This window comes from Ensifer sp. MJa1 (genome assembly GCF_037026475.1).
Taxonomy (GTDB): domain Bacteria; phylum Pseudomonadota; class Alphaproteobacteria; order Rhizobiales; family Rhizobiaceae; genus Ensifer.
In genome coordinates, this window is record NZ_JAKUMO010000007.1 from 230989 (window position 1) to 249312 (window position 18324).

Below are 18324 nucleotides of genomic sequence, written 5' to 3' on the forward strand. Positions count from 1 at the left end.
CGCCCTCGAAATCCGGCGGTGGGATCATCCCACCGCCTTGATTGCTGTTGGTCTGGCGAACGTCGTTCGCCAGACCAGTTGACTTGCCAGAGCCAGTTTACTTGATCTTGATCTCGGAAAGCTGCAGCGTTCCGTTGGTCGCCATTGTCGGCTTGAAATCCAGCCGTTCGGAGACGCGGGAGAAGCCGACCATGTGGAACAAGAGGACGTCAGCGACGACATCGTCATGCACATAGGCGATCAGTTCGGACCAGAGCTTGGCGCGTTCGTCGCCGACAGCGGCTGACGCGCGCTTGATCAGATCGTCAACCTTCGGATCGGAAAAGCCGGACTGCGTACCGTCGGTCGCGTATTTGAAGAACATCGAGAATGACGGATCGCCCTTGGAGTTATCATGCATGGCAGCGACAATCTGCGGGCCGCGGCCTTCCTTGAACGGCTTCGAGTAATACTGCTCGTGCTCGGCGACCTCGACGAACTTCAGATCGACCTTGAAGCCCACTTCCTGAAGCTGTGCCTGGATGGCTTCCATGATTTCGGTGACGTTCGGGAAGTTGGCCGAGCGCGCAATGATGGTGATCGGCGTTTCGACCTTCACGCCATCGGCCTTGGCTTCCTCGAGCAGCTTCTTGGCGCCTTCCGGATCATAGGGGAAGACCTTGACGTCGGGGTTCCAGCCGAGCGTCGGCGGCGGCACGATCGCGGTGGCGAGCAGCGCACTGTCGGGAACAAGCGTTCCGAGGAACGCCTGACGGTCGATCGCGATGTTCAATGCACGGCGGACGCGAACGTCGTTCAGCGGCTCGATGTTGTGGTCGATGCGCAGGTAGACGGTCTCGCTGTCGAGATAGGAGAAATCCGTTGCCGGATTGGTGGCATCGAGCTGCGAGATCGACGGCGACAGGTCGGCCTCGCCGGTCTGCACCATGGCGGCGCGCACCGATGGATCGGCGCGGAAGAGATAGGTCGCTTCCGTGACCTCGGGCTTCGTACCCCAATAGTCGTCGCGGCTCGTCAGCACGATCTGCTGACCCGGCGTCCAGTTGGTAAGCTTGTAGGGGCCTGTGCCGACGGGCTCGCGGATGAACTCAAGCGGCGTTTCCTCCGGCACGATCGTGACGAGCGACATCAGGAGCGGCAGGATCGGCTGGACCGGATCGGCGCTGAAGTCGATCGTATAGTCGTCGACGACGGCCGGGGTCACCGTGATGCCGCCGAAATAGCGACGCGACTCGCAGGTGTTCTTTTCGCTCATGATGCGATCGAAGCTGTGCTTGACGTCCTTGGCGTCGAAGGTCGTGCCATCGGAGAACTTGACGCCCTGGCGCAGGTGAAAGCGCCAGCTGCCGTCTTCGTTCTGTTCCCATTTCTCGGCAAGGCGCGGCATGACGCCCTTGTCGCCGCGAACATCGAGCTCGGTCAGGGTTTCGCTGACGTTCTGCATGATGACGCGACCAATGTTCGAGCGCGTGGCCATGCACGGTTCGAGCAGGTCAGCTTCTTCGGCCAGCACGATCTTGATCGGACCTGAACCTGCGAAAGCCGGCGACAGGGCAGAACTCAGCATGAGCGCACTTAGGACAAACAGTTTCTTCACGGCATTTCCTCCCTAGTGAAATTCGTTTCAGCCGGATGTTGCTTTTCCGGATCGGGCGGCGATCAGCGCCGCAAGGCCAATAAGTCCACCGCCGCATAGCGTGGTGAGGGCGACGTTTTCGCCAAAGAGCGCAAAACCACCGAGCGCCACCAGCGGCAGCCGCAGGAAATCGACCGGCGCGATGATCGTGGCGGGGGCGAGCGAAAACGCATGCGTCATCATGCCCATGCAGGCCGTGCCGACGACACCCTGGAGCGCCAGCAGAGACAATTCCTTGGCGCCCGGCGTCACCCAGAACGGAAGGGCAAAGGCAAATGCGATCGGGACGGTCAGAAGCAGATTCCAGACGACGAGCGTCGAAGTTGAATCGCCCTTCGACATCGATTTCAGGATCAGTTGAATGGCGGACTGCAGCACAGCGCCGATGAGGGCGAGCAGGATAGCGAGACTGAAACCGGCCCCCGACGGCCCGACAATCAGCATTGCGCCGGCAAAACCAAGCGCAACGGCACCAATCATCACCGGCCCCGGCCGCTCGCCAAGCGTGAGCGCCGCGCCCAGAAGCACGAAGATTGGCGACGTAAAGGCGATCGCCGTCACGTCGGCCAGCGGCCCCCAGCTGAAGGCTGCAAAGAACGCGACCATGGCCAGAAGCTTGAAGCCGGCGCGCACCGCATGCTGGCGCAACGGATGGCTTGAACGCAGGACGGACGGGCGCAAAACCACCCAGGGCAATAAAATGACAGCGCCGAAGAAGGCGCGAAAGAAGCCGATGACGAAGGGGTGCACGACACCATTCAATGCGCGCACGATCACAGCGTCGGCTGCCGCAAGGGTCGCAGCGCCTATCGCAAAGATCACGGCCACCCTAGCCCCATGAGGGCTGCCGGCTCCCGACATACCAACCTCCTCCCCGGCATCCTCTTGCCGGCTTGCCAAGACCATCTCCTTTTCGAGCAAATTTGTCAAATGATTTCACGATGTAAAAATCAATAAAAGCTTTTCTCTCAATTTAATCACGGTTTTTCAATGTATTACAAAACAATTCTGCTTATTGCGCTTCAATCACTGACATAATAGAACTTGACAACTTTGTAAATTCGTCGATTTTCAGACCAATCAGGAGGAGCCAATGACCCCAGAGGAAATAGCTCGCAACATGAATGGCGCGCTTCAATCCACGTCGCCCACGCGGCAGGAAGCCTTGTTGCCGTCGCCCATGGTGCAGAACCACGCCGCATTCCTGCATCTGCTTTCGGATGGTGCGCTTGCCTGCGCCTGGTTCGGCGGCACGCTCGAAGGCAAGTCCGACATTTCGATCTTTGCCTCCGTGCTTCAGAAGGGTGCGAAGACATGGGGACCACCCCAGCGCCTGAGCTTCGACCCTGATCATTCGGAACAGAACCCGGTGCTCTTCACCGCGCCGGACGGCAGACTTTGGCTCTTTCACACCTCCCAACCCTCCGGCAATCAGGACGAGTGCCGGATCCGGATGGCCGAGATCCGACGCGACCCGTCCGACCCATCGACGCTCATCTCTGCGGAAGGTCGCTATCTCGATCTGCCGCGCGGCTGCTTCGTCCGCGCGCCTCTTGTGGTACGCGAAGACGGTGCGTGGCTGCTGCCGATTTTCCGCTGCGTGCAGCGTCCCGGGCAAAAGTGGAACGGCAGCCATGACACTGCTGCGGTCGGCATTTCACTCGACCAGGGAGAAACGTGGCGGCTCGAAGAGCTCGATCATTCGATCGGCTGCGTACATATGTCGCCAGTTTCCTTCGGTGAAGGACGCCTCGCCGCGCTCTTCCGCCGCCGACAGGCCGACTGGATCTACCGGACGGAAAGCCTTGATGGCGGCCGCACCTGGTCGGCGCCGGAGGCGAGCGATGTGCCGAACAACAATTCCTCGATCGCCGCCATCCGTCTTGGTGATGGCCGGATTGCAACGATCTGCAATCCCGTCAGTGCGGCAGAATTCACCGAGCGGCGCGCTTCGCTTTACGACGAACTCGGTGAGGACGATGGCCGCCCGGATGCCGACCCGGAAGGTGGCTGCGCGCCGGTCTGGGGCGTGCCGCGCGCGCCCGTCGCGCTCTGCATCTCCGAGGACGGCGGCAAGACTTTTCCTGTACGGCTCCTGATCGAAGACGGCCCCGGAACCTGCCTTTCCAACGACTCGACCGACGGCCGCAACAGGGAAATGTCCTATCCCTGGCTGCTTGAGGGCCCGGACGGAACCATGCACCTCGCCTACACCTATCACCGGCGCGCCATCAAATATGTCCGCCTAGCCCCTGGCTGGGACCACGCCGACGCACGGAGACTTTCATGAGCAATATCATCGGCATCACCATGGGCGACCCGTGTGGCGTCGGCCCGGAGATTTCAGTCCGCGCGCTTGCGGAAATGTCGCCGCAGGAACGCGAGACGATCCGTATCTACGGCAACCTTGCAACGCTTGAAGCAGCCCGAACAGCGCTCGGCATCGACATCGACCTCACGCCTTACGTCGTGGATCTGCCAGTCGAAGGCGCGCCGCTTGACTGGGGCAAGCTCAGCCCCGTTGCCGGCGATGCCGCGTTCCGGTTCATCGAGAAGGCAGTGCGCGATGCCGAAGCCGGTATCATCGGCTGCATCGTCACCGCGCCGATCAACAAGGAAGCACTCAACCTTGCCGGCCATCACTATGACGGCCACACCGGAATGCTGCGCAGCCTGACCGGTTCCAAGGCAGCCTACATGCTGCTGGCCTCCGAGCGCCTCAAGGTCATCCACGTCTCGACGCACGTGTCGCTTCAGGAAGCGATCCGGCGATCGACGACCGTGCGGGTGCTTGCCACCATCCGGGCCGGCGATGCGCATCTGAAGCGCATCGGCTACGCCGCACCCAAAATCGCTGTCGCCGGCGTCAACCCCCATTGCGGCGAAAACGGCCTTTTCGGCACCGAGGATGACGATGAGATCGCGCCGGCCGTCAAGGCCGCCCGGGCGGAAGGCATCGACGCTTACGGCCCGATCTCGGCCGACACCGTGTTTCACCGTGCCTATTCGGGTGGCTTCGATCTCGTCGTCGCCCAGTATCACGACCAGGGGCACATCCCGGTCAAGCTCGTTGCCTTCGACACCGCCGTCAACGTGTCGGTGGACCTGCCCATCGACCGCACCTCGGTCGATCACGGCACGGCCTTCGACATCGCCGGCAAGGGCATTGCCAACCACGGCAACATGAACTCCGCGATCGCCTACGCCCGCAAGCTGGTGTCGGGCGCAGCCAAGCGAGGATGACGCCATGACCATCGCTCAGATCACCCTTCATCAACCGCGCCGCCTGGTCGTCGGCGCCGGCACAATCGCAGAGGTCGGCACCTGGGCCGCCGACGCCCAGACCATTCTCGTGATCGCAACGCCGATCACCGCAGGCTTTGTCGATCGACTGAAGCTCAAGGGGCGCGTTGCGGTCTTTGACGCCATACCCGGCGAACCCGACATCGCAACACTGAACGCCGCGATTGAGACTGCGCGCCAAGAGAAGCCGGACCTGATCGTCGGCCTTGGCGGCGGTTCGGTTCTCGACGTTGCCAAGCTGGTTGCCGTGCTTTGGAACTCGGAGCAGACGCTTGCCGATGTTGCCGGACCGAACAGGGTCGCCGACCGCAGCACACGCCTTGCCCAGGTTGCCACCACCGCCGGCACGGGTTCGGAGGCGGGTATCCGCTCGCTGATCACGGATCCGGAAAAGGGCAACAAGATTGCGGTCGAAAGCCCGCACATGATTGCCGATATCGCCGTCCTTGATCCGGAACTTACCTATTCGGTGCCACCGGCGGTCACCGCAGCGACGGGTGTCGACGCCGTGGCGCACTGCGTCGAGGCCTTCACCAATCGCCGCGCCAATCCGATGATCGACGGTTTTGCCCGTATGGGCTTCAGGCTCGTCGGAAAATATCTCGCGCGCGCCGTCAAGGACGGTACCGACACTGAAGCGCGCGAAGGGATGATGCTTGCGTCCTACTATGGCGGCATCTGCCTTGGACCGGTGAACACGGCGGCCGGCCACGCCATTGCCTATCCGCTTGGAACCAGGCTTGGCCTGCCGCACGGCTTGGCAAACGCCATCATCTTCCCGCATGTACTGGCCTTCAACCAGACCGTTGCAACTGGCAAGACGGCGGAAGTCGCGCAGGCGCTGGGGCTTGGCGACAACCTCGGGCCCCGCGAACTGCTGGCTGCTGCCCGCGGCTTCTGCCGCGATCTCGGGATCGAAATGTCGCTTGCAGCCCACGGCGCGAAGACGGATGACCTGCCGCTCTATGCGAGCGAGGCTCATGCCAACCGCCGCCTGATGGACAACAATCCGATCGACATGAGCGTCGACGATGTGCTGGCCGTCTATAAGGCGGCTTACTAGGGCACCCCACTGCCGAAGCAGAACCCCGGCCCTGGGCCGGGGTTTATGTTTTTAACGCTACTTCGTTGCCTGAAACAGGCGCTCGCGCGAACCGGAAAGGTGCTCGTGCATCAGCTGTTTCGCCTTGGCGGCCTGACGTGCGGCAATGGCCTCGGCGATCGCCTCGTGCTCGGCAAAGACCCGCGTCAGGCCTGACGTCTCTCGCTTGACCGAGGCGCCATGGAACCGCATGCCGACGGCGATGTGATCCTTCAACGCTTCCATCGCCGTGTAGAAATAGCTGTTCTGTGCGGCGCGCGCGATCGCGAGATGAAACTGGAAATCTGCGTCCTCGCGGTGAGATTGGCGATTGGTCGCATCCCGCATCAGTTCCAGCGCTTGACGAATGGCGGCCAGAGAACCTGCGTCATGGCGCTCGGCCGCAGCGGCCGCCGCCGCCGGCTCGACGGTCAAGCGAAATTCATAGCAATTGAGAAGATCGGCAACATTCTCCAGTTGCCCAAAGCCAAGCGGCTCACGCATGCCGACGGCGCGCACGAAGCTGCCTGCCCCACGGCGCGAATAGATGAATCCCTGTTCGCGCAGCCGGCGCAGAGCTTCGCGAATGATCGGGCGGGACACCTCGAACTCGCTTGCGAGATCGTGTTCGGTCGGCAGGCGCTCGTCAGGCTTGTAAGCGCCGGATTTGATCGCACGATGCATGCGCTCAAAAACGAGATCGCCCAAACTCTTGCGCGCCGTTCCGTTCTCCAGTCCCATTTATCTTCCCATCTTGCGCAGCGTCGCCTCCGCGATCTGCTTCAGCGTGTCCGGCGCCCCGAATCCGCCGGATTTGGCGATGATGCAACGTCCGTCGATCTCAGCCAAGCCCAGGCCCGGCAGGCATTCGCCGAGCAGACGAAAACGCTGGATGTCCATCCTTCGCAAGACCGCCTCGGCCGTGGCGCCGCCGGAGAGGAGCATCGTGCCCGAAGACCGCGTGAGGTTCGGGCAGACGCTCTCGGCAAGCGCCTCGGAAACCTCCTCCGACGAGACCTCCCCTTCACCTGGGACGGCCTGGACCAAAGTAATCGCGCTGCCGTCGTCCTTCGGTTCCGCAATCTGCCCATTGGGTGCCGCCAGATAGCGCGCCGTGACCGAGCGGCGCAGCACGTCGATTTGGGCAAGCGTGATGGGGTCCCGGGATCCGATGACGAACAGGACCGGCCCGACGGAGATTTCGGCGGCCTTCGCGGCCGCATCGCCGGTCATGCGTTCGGCAAGCGCCTCAGCAAGGCCACGCGCCCCGATCAAAAGCTCGACGCCATTGCGCTCTGCGTCCTCGAGCGCGGCACGCATCTCGGCCGTGGTGGCAGTATCGGGGATCGTGCACCCGTCCGCATGCTGACCCAGCCTTTCACGAACGGGAATTGGCGCATCGACGCCAAAACCGCTGACACATCCGCCTGTCACATATCGACCAAATGCGGGAATGGCCGGAGCGACCAGAGCCGAACGAAACGACATTCCGTCGAGCTCGGCGGCAATATGCCCTTTCAGACGGGAGTCGACCTTCTTGAAGATGCGGGTCTTGGGCGGAAGGGCAGCAAGGGCAGCCGCCGCGCGCCGTCTTGCGACTTCGCCAGTCAGCTCTCGTGAACCGATGTTGATTGAAAGAACGTCAGGTTTTTGGCGGAGTGCACCTTCGATTGCCTCGTTCACCAAAGCGACCTCGACATGCATGCCCCGCGCAGCGAACGGCGCGGCAGCATCGAGGGCACCTGTCAAATCATCAGCGACAATGGCCAACATGGTAGCAGTCCAGAAATTTGTTGTTATCTTTATAACTACAACAGACGTTGAAATGTCAATGTTTTTTGACGATAAATTACAAATTTATGCGAAGTGGCGCGATACTGACAAGACTGCCGGCAGCCCGTCGATACCGTCCCACGGACGGCCTTGCCGGGTCAAGCAATGCACACTCACGAACGCATCTCAGCGGTGCGGAACGATCGCCTTTATCAATCCATCTTCGCTTTGTTTGGCGACGGACAGCAGGTACTATCCAGCAAGCCATGTGAAACGATTGTTCACCGGCCAATGAAGCTTGTCCGTTTCACCTGGAGCTTCGATCGTGCCGTCCTATTCCTTTGGGCCGTTTGTCCTTGTTCCAGAGCGCCAGTCGCTCCTGCGAGATCAGGTGATCGTTCGCGTGGGTAGCCGCGCCTTGGAAATCCTGGCGGCGTTGGTTGAACGCCCCGGTGAAGTGGTCAGCAAAACGGAGCTTGTTGCGCGTGCCTGGCCGGATACCTTTGTCGAGGAAAGCAACCTCAAGGTAAATGTTGCAGCTCTCCGTCGAGCACTTGGCGATAGCGCCAATGACACGCAATACATCGCGACGGTCAGCGGCCGCGGTTACCGGTTCGTGTCTCCCGTGCGCGTGTCGGTGTATGGCGACATCCAGCCTGTCGAGCGACCCCAGCCCACCCGCCGACACAATCTGCCGGCTTCAACGACCCGTTTGCTGGGAAGAAGCGATGCTTTAGACGCGATCCAGGGCGCTCTCGATATGTCCCGTCTTTTGACGATCGTCGGTCCCGGGGGCATCGGCAAGACGAGGTTGGCTCTCGCGGTTGCCGGCCAACTCACTCCTGCTTACGCCCACGGCGTCTGGTTTGTCGATCTGGCTATGGTGTGCGACGCCGCCCTCGTGCCGACGTCGATCGCCGCAGCTATTGGCCTTAGAGTGCATTCCGCGAACATCGAAGCCGCGCTGATCGCTTTTGCGGCCGATCGGGAATTGCTGCTTGTTCTTGATAATTGCGAACATCTCATCGAAGCCGTAGCCACCTGCACGCAGACATTGCTGACGGCCGCAGTCAGGGTGCGAATACTGGCCACGAGCCGCGAACCGATGCGAATTCCCGGCGAACACGTGTATCGGCTACCGCCACTCGAAACGCCTCCCAAGGCGAGCGGACTGACGGCAGCCCAGGCCCTGGCGTTCCCGGCAATCGAGCTTTTCGTCGAGCGCGCGGCCAGCAGTCGCAGTGGGTTCGCGCTCAGCGACGACAACGCACCCATCGTGGCGGAAATCTGCAGGCGCCTCGACGGGCTGGCACTCGCGATCGAACTCGCCGTACCGCGGCTGGACGCGTTTAGCACGCGTGAACTCCTCGATCTTCTCGCCGATCAAACCCAGGTGTTGAGCAATATGCGCTGCGGTGACCACCGCCATCAGACGCTGGCCGCGACACTCGACTGGAGCTACGGCCTTCTCGCCGAGCCCGAGCGACAGCTTTTGCGGCGCCTCTCGGTTTTCGCCGGCGCGTTCAGCCTCGAATCGGCCTGCGCCATCGCGGTCGACAACGACGGCCCTCGCGCCGACTGTACCCGCCGCGTCGCAAACCTCGTTGCCAAGTCGCTCGTCTCGACCGAGCGGGGAGATCTCGGGACACACTACAGGCTGCTCGACACGACCCGCAGATATGCCCGCCAGAAACTGGACGAGAGCGGCGAGCACGATCACCTGCGTCAGCGACACGCCGACCACCTGCTCGAACTTGCCAAACGCGCCGAAGCCGAATGGAAAATCAGACCGACCGACCAGTGGCTCGCCGAATACGGGTGCAAGGTCGACGATATCCGCAGCGCCCTGAACTGGGCGTTCTTGGACAACCGCAGCATCGCCATGGGCATTGCGCTTACAGTCGCAGCAATCCCGTTCTGGGAACATCTCTCCCTCATGGACGAGTGCCGGGCCAGGGTCGAGAGAGCCATCAGCGCTTCCTTCGCCAAGTACCGTAGTGCCCGCGACGACATGAAGCTGCATCTGGCGCTTGGTACCACCCTGCTTCATACGCGCGGCCCGCTCCCCGAGGTCAGAGCTGCCTGGAACACAGCGCTGGGCTGTGCCGAAGTGCTTGGCGACATCGAATACATGCTTCGGTGTCTCTGGGGATTGTGCGATTACTTCACCTGGACCGGCGAGCATCGATCTGCCCTGGCGATCGCGGGCAGAATAAGAATCCTGGCAACCGACTGCCGGGACGTGGATGCATGCAACAATGTCGACCGACAGACCGGCACCGCGCTGCGCTATCTGGGAGACTTTGCAGAGTCGCGACGCCACCTCGAGCGCATGATTTCCAGGTATGTTCCTCCCGTCACCCGTTCGGATATTGCCCGTTTCCAGCTGGATCCACGATCCGCGGCAAGGGGGACCCTTGCAAATGTATTGTGGCTGCAGGGACAGCCCGACAAGGCGGTGACCATGGCGCAGCGTCAGTTGGAGGAGGCACGGGCCGCGCACCACGCCCTCGCGCTCTGCAATGCAGTCGTCCACACGACCTGCCCCATCGCAATGCTGACGGGCGATTTTGCCGCCGCGGAGCGCATGCTTGTCGGCATCCAGGCGCATGTGGCCGAACATGCGATGACGATCTGGAGTGCCATGGCCCGCTACCTGCGCGGCGAATGGCTCTTGCAGAGCGGAGATGCTTCGGGCCTGACCATCTTGAAAGCCGCGCTCGATGAGCTTCTTGAGGTGGGTTTCCGCATGCGCTGCCCCTTCTACATGGGCGTCTACGCGGCAGGGCTCGGCGATCACGGCGACATCGATGCCGGGCTGGTGGCGATCGACGAGGCGATCGCGCTTGCGGCATCGACCGGCGAAATCTGGTGCGTTCCGGAACTGCTGCGTATCAAGGCGGGGCTCTCCCTCAAGGACGGACGTATTTCGGCGGACGCAGAAGCCCTCTACATGCAGGCAATCGAACTCGCGCACCGGCAGGGTGCACAGTCCTGGGAGCTGCGCGCCGCAACGACCCTCGCCGAAAGCTGGCTCCGCTCAGACAAGGGTGAAAGCGCTGCAACGCTGCTCGCACCGATTTTTCAACGCTTTGGCGAAGGGTTCACCACGCGCGATCTGCTGAGGGCGCGCGCAGTACTCGATGCCCTCGAGGATCCGGGCAAGAGAAGCGCCGCTGTTTCCCGCCGCGCACGGCGCAACGGGGCCGCGCACCCGTTTTCCTAGCGTTTTAGCGAACGCGTGCGCCCATCCAGCATCAGAAGGATCGGTGCAATCACAGCAATGCCGGCAAAGATCATGAAGGTCTCGACATATCGCGTGCCGCCTGAGGCCATGATGTGCAGGCATGCCGGGCCAAGGCCGGCGCCCATCGTCAAACCCATGTAGTTGATGCCGAAGAGCTTGCCGAAGCTTCGCATTCCGAAGCGTTTCGACAATAGGTACCCGATCGCGTCGCCCTCTGCTCCGGTGGCCAGGCCAAAAAAGACGGCGCTGACATAGACCGGCACCAATCCCTCGGAGCTTAGCAGGATGCAGTGACCGGCAACGGGCGACAGAAAAGCCAGGCTGGTCAAAGGGATCGGGGGAAACCGATCGAGCAACGCCCCGAAGCCGAGACGCATGACGATGAATGACAATCCCACGAAGCTCATGACCAGGGCCGATCTTGCTGTATCGGCACCGCGATCCGCCAGCACCACAGGAAGGGAAATGGACCCGGCGGCGGCGGCGAAATAATTGAGAAAGAATGCCGCGAGCATCAGCCAGAAGCTTGCAGTCCTCACCGCCTGGGGGACGGTGCATCCCTCCGCCCTCAGGCGATCGCCCTTCTGAACCACTGGTGGGTCGCGGATAGCAAACAGCGCGACCGGGAGGGTGACTGCCATCGAAACCAGGCCGGCCGCCACGAAGGCAAGGCGCCAGCCCCATTGCGAGATGAGGAACGCAAGGAAGGGAGGGACCGTCGCGATCCCAAGCCCCACAAAGGAAAGCATGATCCCGAGCGCGAGCCCCCTCCGGGCCGAGAACCATCCGACCACCACATAAGTGTATGGCACGCCGGTCTGCGCAGCACCCATGAGGCTCGCGACGGCGACAGCCGCGATGAAAGCGGTGAGGCTCTGTGACAGGATGCCCACGCCGATCAATCCGACCGCCATCGACACGGAGGATACCGTGAGCACCCGGCGCGGACCGAAGCGATCCGTCAGCGCTCCCACCACAGGCGACATCAGGCCGTTTACGATGGCTATCGGTGCGACAACGGCGGCGACGACGGTTCGGTCCCAGCCGGTATCCTCGGCGATCGGCACAATGAAGACGCTGAAGCCGTAAATCAGCACGATGCCGATGCTGAGATACATGCCGGCACCGGCGCCCAATACAATGGCTATTCGCCGCGCCAGCCCAATTGTCGTGTCCATGTCCCAACGATGCCCTTGTTAGCGCTGCTTCGCAGAAGCGCCGCGACTTGATTGGCTGGCAGCGCGTTTCACCAGATTTCACCGAACTTAACGAGCCCGGCAACTGCGCCGGCGTTAGGATCGGTCCAATCACCACGTGATCGATAGGAAGCAGCCATGTCTCACGAACAAAAGCCAGCCATCCATTTGGGTGACCCTGACCGCCGCACCATCCTGCGCGCCGCCGGAGGTGTTGCCATCGGCGGGATCGCAGCCGCCCTTTCGGCCGATGCGACTGCATCCGCGCAAGCGACACCTGCACCAGCCCGCGACCCCAATTCACTGGGCGGTCGGCTCCAAGGTGTCCAGCATTTCGGCCTGACCGTTCAGAACATGGAGCGCGCCTATGAGTTCTACACCGGCGTCCTCGGCGGCACCGAGGTCTTCCGCCACGGTGACTTCCAAGGCGACGCTGTCCAGAACACCTTGCTTGCCGACCAGGAAATCCTGGCCAACCAGCTTGGCGTCAATCCGCGAACGATCGGTGTGCCCGACCTCAGGGGCGGGGCGCAACGGCTCGATGTGCGGTTCATTCAGTTCGATAACGTCGTGATCGAACTGCTGCAGTATCGCGACGCCGACCAGCCGATGGGCGGCCCCAAGGCCTTCGCCGAACCGGTCGAGCACATGAGCCCGGCCTTCCCGCGCATGATGCACATCTGCTTCCACGTCCGCGACGACGTCGATTTCAATCAGTTCATCGCCGACCTCGAGGCCGAGTCCGCACGCCGCGGCATGACCCAGGTTCGGGCAAATCGCATCATTCGCGTCTCGACTGAAGAGGAGCGCAAGGCCGCTCCGATCGACACCAATACCAACAAGGTGACGGTTGCCCCATCAGACGGGTGGGAGCTGATCTACTGCAAGGGCCCCGAGGGAGAGCAACTCGAATTCGTGAAGGCGCTCGGGCCTGTGAAGAAGCGGTTCTCCGATGCGTTGGCGGCGCATCTGCAACTCGCAAGCGCCAAATAGTCACAACAGGCATCAGCATCGACGTTGCAAGCCGGCAGCCAGATCGGCTGCAGAGCCGCCTTGCGCTGTCGAAATCAGGAGAAACGGACATGATCACGCCAATGCGACTGCGGACTTCGCTTGTCCTGCTCGTGGGCCTCTTTGCGGCACCGGCTTTCCATACGGGCGCATCAGCACAGGAAGGCCCGGGCCAGGGCTACCGCAAGATCGCCAACGGCGCCTATTCGGTCGTTGCCGAAGTGCGCGCCAAGCCTGGCAAGGAAGCCGAGCTGCGCGCCATCACCCTCCCCCTCATCGACCTTGTGCGTGGTGACCCCGCGAACCTCATCTATTTTCTTCAGGAAAACCGCGAGAAACCCGGCCACTTCATCTTCTACGAGATTTTCGCCAACGAGGCCGACTTCGAGGCACACAACGCCATGCCCTATGTGCAGGAATGGTTTGCCAAGCTGCCGGACCTTGCCGAGGGAGGCGTGACCGTGATGCGAATGCAGGTGCTGACGCCGCCCGGAAACTAGCAGAACAAGTCAAACAGAGGCGGCGCGGCCAATCGTTCAAAGATCGAAACCTGCCCGCCTTGTGCGCGGCACCACGTGACCGGAAGGGAGTTCCGCTATGAGACTTCAGGGCAAAGTTGCATTGGTAACGGGCGCCGCTGGCGGTATCGGTTACGCCACGGCGGAACTGTTTGATCGCGAGGGTGCCATCGTAGTGGCGAGCGATATCAAGCCGCCACCAAAGAGCTATCCGGGCGCCATCGAACCGATGACGCATGACGTCACCAGTGAAGAGCAATGGGCGACGGTGGTTGCCGCGATCGTCAAGAAGCACGGTCGCCTCGATGTCCTGATCAACAATGCCGGCATCATTGCGTACGAGCCGTTGGACAAGCTGGAGATGAAGGAGTGGCTGCAGATGATCGCCGTCGATCAGACAGGCGTTTTCCTCGGCATGCGCGAGGCAGTGCGCGTCATGCGCAAACAGCAGGCGGGTTCGATCGTCAACATCTCGTCGATCTGGGGTACGGCAGCCGTTGCAGGCGCCCATTCCTATCATGCCGCCAAAAGTGCTGTCCGCAACATGTCGAAGAACGCGGCGATGACCTACGTCGCCGACGGCATCCGCGTGAACTCCGTGCACCCGGGCTTCATACACACACCGCTCACGGATGCGCAGGCACCCAAGCTCAACGAAGCCGTTATCGCGATGACGCCGATGAAGCGCGGTGGCAAGCCGCTCGAGATCGCCTATGGCTGCCTGTACCTTGCGTCCGACGAAGCCAGTTACGTGACGGGGATCGAGCTGAACATCGACGGCGGATATCTCGCTCAATAGCGCTGCTGGCACCGCGTACTCGAGTCGTCGCCTGGTGGCTTTGGCGGAGGTCCCGATCATGTCCTGATGCGGCACTGGTCTCATCCGCGTGGCGCACAGGCACGAAGGCACATGAGGATGGTCACCGAACGATGTGCGGTCACGGCACGTTAGCCGCCTCCCGATGCGCCACGCGTCGTTTGCTTGACGTTGCCGACGCGAGTGTGTCAGCTTTCCCGCCGGGAGGGCGATCGATGTCAACATCGCTATCGCATATTCGTGAGATAGAACGTGTCGCCTCTGGGGCGATGAGCCCGCGCGACGCACCCGTCATCCAGTCCTGGCTGCGCTGCCTCAACGACTACAAGCTGGATCCGACCATTGCGCAGGAAGCCTATATTGTTCCCGGATCGAAGCTGCGCGAGCACCGCGAGCAAGCCGAGGAGCTGATCCGCATCGGGCGGTCTGGCCTTGAAGGGCTGTTCAATCAGGTCGCCGAGCAAAACTATGTGTTGCTGCTCTCCGATGCGCGCGGCGTTACCGTCGATTTCATGGGCGACCCGACCTTCGACAACCAATTGCGCAAGGCCGGCCTCTACCTCGGCTCGGAATGGTCTGAAAACCGGGCCGGAACCTGCGCGGTCGGTGCCTGTATCGTCTCTGGGGAACCGGTGATCATTCACCAGGACGATCATTTCGACGCCAGCCACATCGGCCTGACCTGCACCGCAGCGCCCGTTTTCGACACGCTCGGCGACCTTACCGCACCGGCATCTGACCTACGTGGCGATGACGCGCCACCGCGATCAGGTACAGCTCTATGCCGGTCGTGATGAGCTGAAGGACATGAAGGCCCTTCGCGCCAGCATGAGCCGATCGGGGGCAAAGGAAACGACGCTCGACTACCAACAAATTTGCCGAGCGGCGGGGCTGGCGGAAGAGTTCGGCGTCGCAAGCGAGATCGCTGTCACCCTTTCGCCTGGTCGGGCGGACGAGCGGCTGGCACTTCGCTCCGGTGCTGGCGAGGAGCGTGCTCATTCGGCCGCCCCTCAGTCTCCAGCCATCGACGAGGTGCAGCGAACCGGGCAGAGTGTGGCGAGGGCGGTCGAAGAAGTTGAGCCGCTTGTGCCGGCGCTGGCGATATATTCCCGCAGCGTCGAGGACATTGCCCGGGAGAATGCCAGGCCACATCGCTCGCCGTCGCGCCGTGTATTTCGAAACTCTCCGTTTTTAGGGACGCAGGGGGAACCAGACGCAGAGCAACCGCTCCGCGTTTCAGCCATTCGTTCAACATTGCAAGCCACTTTTCTCGAAACATCCAACCGTTCCCAAGTTCGTGTGACGAGAGTACCGCGGAAAAGGTTGTCGCCACAAAGCACAGGTCCCGACCAGTCTGCGTGGCGTTTGGGTGCGTTAAGTGCGAACCGCGGTTTTTCGTGTCTGCGGTCCGCTTCGAGTGGGCACCGCGCAAATTTTCAGGGTTGAGTGCGATTTCGCATGTGCCCAGAAACATAATCGGTCGCCACGCCCACTCCCGATATCGCGTTGGACCGGTCCCGCGGGCGGTGGCAATCCACCGTGTGCATCGTCACGAAGGGGTTTGTGTATTGACAAATTTGTAGACTTGTTCCCAATATGGGAATACACATGACGCATGCAAATCATAGCGAAGTCCACGTTGAGAGCGTTCTGGGGAAAGCATCCCCAAGCGGAAGTACCCCTGAAGACCTGGTACGCATTGGTGAGCAGCGCGGCGTGGACGGGGCCGGCGGATGTGAAGACGGTGTTCGGTGCCAACATCGACTTTGTCAGCGATAATCGCATCATATTCGACATTTCCGGCAACAAGTATCGCCTGATCGTCCACGTTGCCTATCCATATAAGCGGGTGCTGATCAAGTTTGTTGGCACCCACAAAGAGTACGATCAGATCAACCCGGAGACGGTGTAATGGACAACATTCGAGCCATCAGGAATGATGATGACCTTGCATGGGCTATTGCAGAGGTCTCGGCATATTTCGAGAACCAGCCGGAACTCGGGACTGAAGAGGCTGACCGCTTCGACGTTCTATCGGCCCTCATCGAGGCATATGAAGACGCGCACTACCCGATAGAGGCACCTGAACCCGTTGAGCTCATCAAGGCCCACATGGAAATGTTCGGCCGCACGCAGGCCGATCTTGCCGTGATTTTAGGTTCGCGCTCTCGTGCCTCTGAGGTTCTGAATAAAAGGCGCGCTCTGACCGTGGAGATGATCCACCGGCTTCATAAAGCCTGGAATATTCCGTCCGACCACCTTGTGGAGCCGTATCATCTTGTCGGTCGCGAAAGAGAGGTAGCCTGACAAGGCGGGAGTGAAATCCTCACGCCGCTGATTGCGCAACAGGCAAAGCTACGCCTCGGATGTCGCTACACAGCGTCGATCTTTGAAGACTTGCGGTAGGCACGTAGCCCTTCGCGGTCTTCTGATGGGCGAATACGTGAAGGAGCGCCACTGCCTCAGTCTCGGACGCAAAACGGTGGCTTAGTTGCTAGCCAAGGGTTCCGACACGCCCCCACGACCGAATGAGGCAAATTTCACCAAACAGGTTTCGCTGTATCGAAAGCGCATACTAGCGCGCCATGTTTCGGCTTGGATCTATCGGTTGCAAGTACAGGCTGGAGCACGGCTGGGTCATGGTAAGCGGCTGACGGCGTCTGACCTGAAGTTCCAGGGCATGAGGGCTTCGATTTCGGATGCGGGCCAGCCTTGAGCGATGCGGGTCAAGGTCTGCGAGAGCCAGTCGAGCGGATCGACGTTGTTAATTTTGGCGGTCTGCAAGAGGGTGGCTACCGCCGCCCAAGTTCTCACATTTCCCAATTGGCACGCCTGCCGGAAACGCGCGCTCGCAATACCGTCGTCGTTGCCGGTGGCGGCTTCACTGGCATCGAAACGGCGGCCGAGATGCCGCATCGCATGCGCGCAGCGCTTGGTGAAAACGCCGACATCCGCGTCGTAATTGTGAAGCGTGCACCTGCGATCGGACCGGACCTTGGCCCCGGCCCTCGCCCGGTCATCGAGCAGGCGCTCTCGGAATTGGGCGTCGAGACGCTTCTGCTGTCCCCGATAATGGAGATTGATCACAACGGCGTCACCCTTAATTCCGGGGAGCGTATCGACGCCGCCACGGTGATTTGGACGGCGGGTGCTCGCGCCGATCCGATCATGGGGCAGATTGACGCAGAAAAGGATTCCTTCGGACGCCTTCATGTTGATCGAAACCTTAAGGTGATCGGCCACGCGAACGTCTTTGCCACCGGCGATGTCGCCTGTGCTGCAACGGATGATCGGGGCAATCGAACGATGATGAGCTGCCAGCATGCGCAGAACCTCGGGCGCTCTTCCGGTTACAACGTCGCCGCCGACCTTCTAGGCGTGCCCCCCATCCCTTACAGCCAGGAAAAGTACGTGACCTGCCTCGACTTAGGCCCGTGGGGTGCGGTTTACACCGAAGGGTGGGATCGTCAGGTAAAACTCTCTGGCGCAGAAGCGAAGAAACTCAAGACGACCATCAAGACGACATGGATCTATCCGCCGAGCGCCGATCGTGCAGCAGCTCTGGAGGCTGCCGATCCGCTTCGCGTCGTTATGGCCTGAAGATAAGGGGAAACGGCCCCTACCTGGTCCGGCATGACATGGTGTCTAGCGTTCCTGGTGGCATCAGCCGAACCGGCTTGAGTGATGGGTCCTACCTGACCGATCGCTCGAAGTCACTTTGGAGGAACCTGCCGCCTCCGCT

The 18324-nt window shown here is 61.4% G+C and carries 16 protein-coding genes and 2 pseudogenes; 11 read left to right on the forward strand and 7 right to left on the reverse strand.

The genetic code is table 11. The features are described from left to right. Positions 1-97 precede the first annotated feature (97 nt). Both MKZ91_RS12530 and MKZ91_RS12535 read right to left on the reverse strand, forming a co-directional pair. On the reverse strand, positions 98-1567 hold the full coding sequence (locus MKZ91_RS12530) for an ABC transporter substrate-binding protein (RefSeq protein WP_442892268.1): 1470 nt from the start codon (positions 1565-1567) through the stop codon (positions 98-100). Between the two features lie 57 nt (positions 1568-1624). Continuing rightward, positions 1625-2497, reverse strand: coding sequence for a DMT family transporter (locus MKZ91_RS12535; RefSeq protein WP_336171196.1), 873 nt, complete (start codon positions 2495-2497; stop codon positions 1625-1627). A gap of 232 nt (positions 2498-2729) precedes the next feature. On the opposite strand from MKZ91_RS12535, the gene MKZ91_RS12540 reads away from it, so the two are divergent. Genes MKZ91_RS12540 through MKZ91_RS12550 form a run of 3 tightly spaced genes read left to right on the forward strand, consistent with a single transcriptional unit; the run spans position 2730 to position 6002 of the window. Continuing rightward, positions 2730-3926 carry a sialidase family protein gene (locus MKZ91_RS12540; protein ID WP_336171197.1) on the forward strand — a complete coding sequence of 399 codons (1197 nt, stop codon included), beginning with the start codon at positions 2730-2732 and terminating at the stop codon, positions 3924-3926. Beyond that, entirely contained in the window at positions 3923-4879 is a 957-nt protein-coding gene (gene pdxA, locus MKZ91_RS12545) for a 4-hydroxythreonine-4-phosphate dehydrogenase PdxA (RefSeq protein ID WP_336171198.1), read from the forward strand. Before MKZ91_RS12540 ends, pdxA begins: the two co-directional genes overlap by 4 nt. Before the next feature lie 4 nt (positions 4880-4883). Next, on the forward strand, positions 4884-6002 hold the full coding sequence (locus MKZ91_RS12550) for an iron-containing alcohol dehydrogenase (RefSeq protein ID WP_336171199.1): 1119 nt from the start codon (positions 4884-4886) through the stop codon (positions 6000-6002). Between the two features lie 57 nt (positions 6003-6059). On the opposite strand, the gene MKZ91_RS12555 is transcribed toward MKZ91_RS12550, so the two are convergent. Both MKZ91_RS12555 and MKZ91_RS12560 read right to left on the reverse strand, forming a co-directional pair. Continuing rightward, positions 6060-6761 carry a FadR/GntR family transcriptional regulator gene (locus tag MKZ91_RS12555; RefSeq protein ID WP_336171200.1) on the reverse strand — a complete coding sequence of 234 codons (702 nt, stop codon included), beginning with the start codon at positions 6759-6761 and terminating at the stop codon, positions 6060-6062. Further along, on the reverse strand, positions 6762-7793 hold the full coding sequence (locus tag MKZ91_RS12560) for a four-carbon acid sugar kinase family protein (RefSeq protein WP_336171201.1): 1032 nt from the start codon (positions 7791-7793) through the stop codon (positions 6762-6764). 325 nt (positions 7794-8118) lie between these two features. Between MKZ91_RS12560 and MKZ91_RS12565 the strand changes: the two genes are divergently transcribed. Then, a complete protein-coding gene (locus tag MKZ91_RS12565; RefSeq protein ID WP_336171202.1) occupies positions 8119-11019 on the forward strand; it encodes an ATP-binding protein in 2901 nt (966 codons plus the stop codon). Here MKZ91_RS12565 and MKZ91_RS12570 read toward each other — a convergent pair. Then, positions 11016-12158 carry an MFS transporter gene (locus MKZ91_RS12570; RefSeq protein WP_336171203.1) on the reverse strand — a complete coding sequence of 381 codons (1143 nt, stop codon included), beginning with the start codon at positions 12156-12158 and terminating at the stop codon, positions 11016-11018. The two genes, MKZ91_RS12565 and MKZ91_RS12570, sit on opposite strands and share 4 nt — an antisense overlap. 216 nt (positions 12159-12374) lie before the next feature. Here MKZ91_RS12570 and MKZ91_RS12575 point away from each other — a divergent pair, with 216 nt between their 5' ends. The 6 genes and pseudogenes from MKZ91_RS12575 to MKZ91_RS12600 all read left to right on the forward strand — a co-directional run bounded on the left by MKZ91_RS12575 (position 12375) and on the right by MKZ91_RS12600 (position 16889). After that, a complete protein-coding gene (locus MKZ91_RS12575; RefSeq protein WP_336171204.1) occupies positions 12375-13229 on the forward strand; it encodes a VOC family protein in 855 nt (284 codons plus the stop codon). A gap of 89 nt (positions 13230-13318) precedes the next feature. Then, positions 13319-13747, forward strand: coding sequence for a putative quinol monooxygenase (locus MKZ91_RS12580; protein ID WP_336171205.1), 429 nt, complete (start codon positions 13319-13321; stop codon positions 13745-13747). A gap of 97 nt (positions 13748-13844) precedes the next feature. After that, on the forward strand, positions 13845-14564 hold the full coding sequence (locus MKZ91_RS12585) for an SDR family NAD(P)-dependent oxidoreductase (RefSeq protein WP_336171206.1): 720 nt from the start codon (positions 13845-13847) through the stop codon (positions 14562-14564). A gap of 233 nt (positions 14565-14797) precedes the next feature. After that, positions 14798-15310: pseudogene (locus MKZ91_RS12590) on the forward strand (GAF domain-containing protein); the annotation flags it as partial. Between the two features lie 887 nt (positions 15311-16197). After that, positions 16198-16494, forward strand: a complete 297-nt coding sequence (locus MKZ91_RS12595) for a type II toxin-antitoxin system HigB family toxin (RefSeq protein WP_336171207.1) — start codon at positions 16198-16200, stop codon at positions 16492-16494. Next, positions 16494-16889: a helix-turn-helix domain-containing protein gene (locus tag MKZ91_RS12600; RefSeq protein ID WP_057210918.1), complete on the forward strand. Its 396-nt coding sequence runs from the start codon at positions 16494-16496 to the stop codon at positions 16887-16889. The genes MKZ91_RS12595 and MKZ91_RS12600 overlap by 1 nt, the downstream gene beginning before the upstream one ends. A 187-nt stretch (positions 16890-17076) precedes the next feature. Here MKZ91_RS12600 and MKZ91_RS12605 read toward each other — a convergent pair whose 3' ends face one another. Both MKZ91_RS12605 and MKZ91_RS12610 read right to left on the reverse strand, forming a co-directional pair. Then, complete coding sequence (locus MKZ91_RS12605) at positions 17077-17145, reverse strand: WGR domain-containing protein (RefSeq protein WP_336171254.1); 69 nt, start codon at positions 17143-17145, stop codon at positions 17077-17079. Between the two features lie 74 nt (positions 17146-17219). Beyond that, a pseudogene (locus MKZ91_RS12610) lies at positions 17220-17402 on the reverse strand (transposase domain-containing protein); the annotation flags it as partial. Between the two features lie 3 nt (positions 17403-17405). Between MKZ91_RS12610 and MKZ91_RS12615 the strand changes: the two are divergent. Then, positions 17406-18182, forward strand: coding sequence for an NAD(P)/FAD-dependent oxidoreductase (locus MKZ91_RS12615; RefSeq protein WP_336171208.1), 777 nt, complete (start codon positions 17406-17408; stop codon positions 18180-18182). Positions 18183-18324 lie beyond the last annotated feature (142 nt).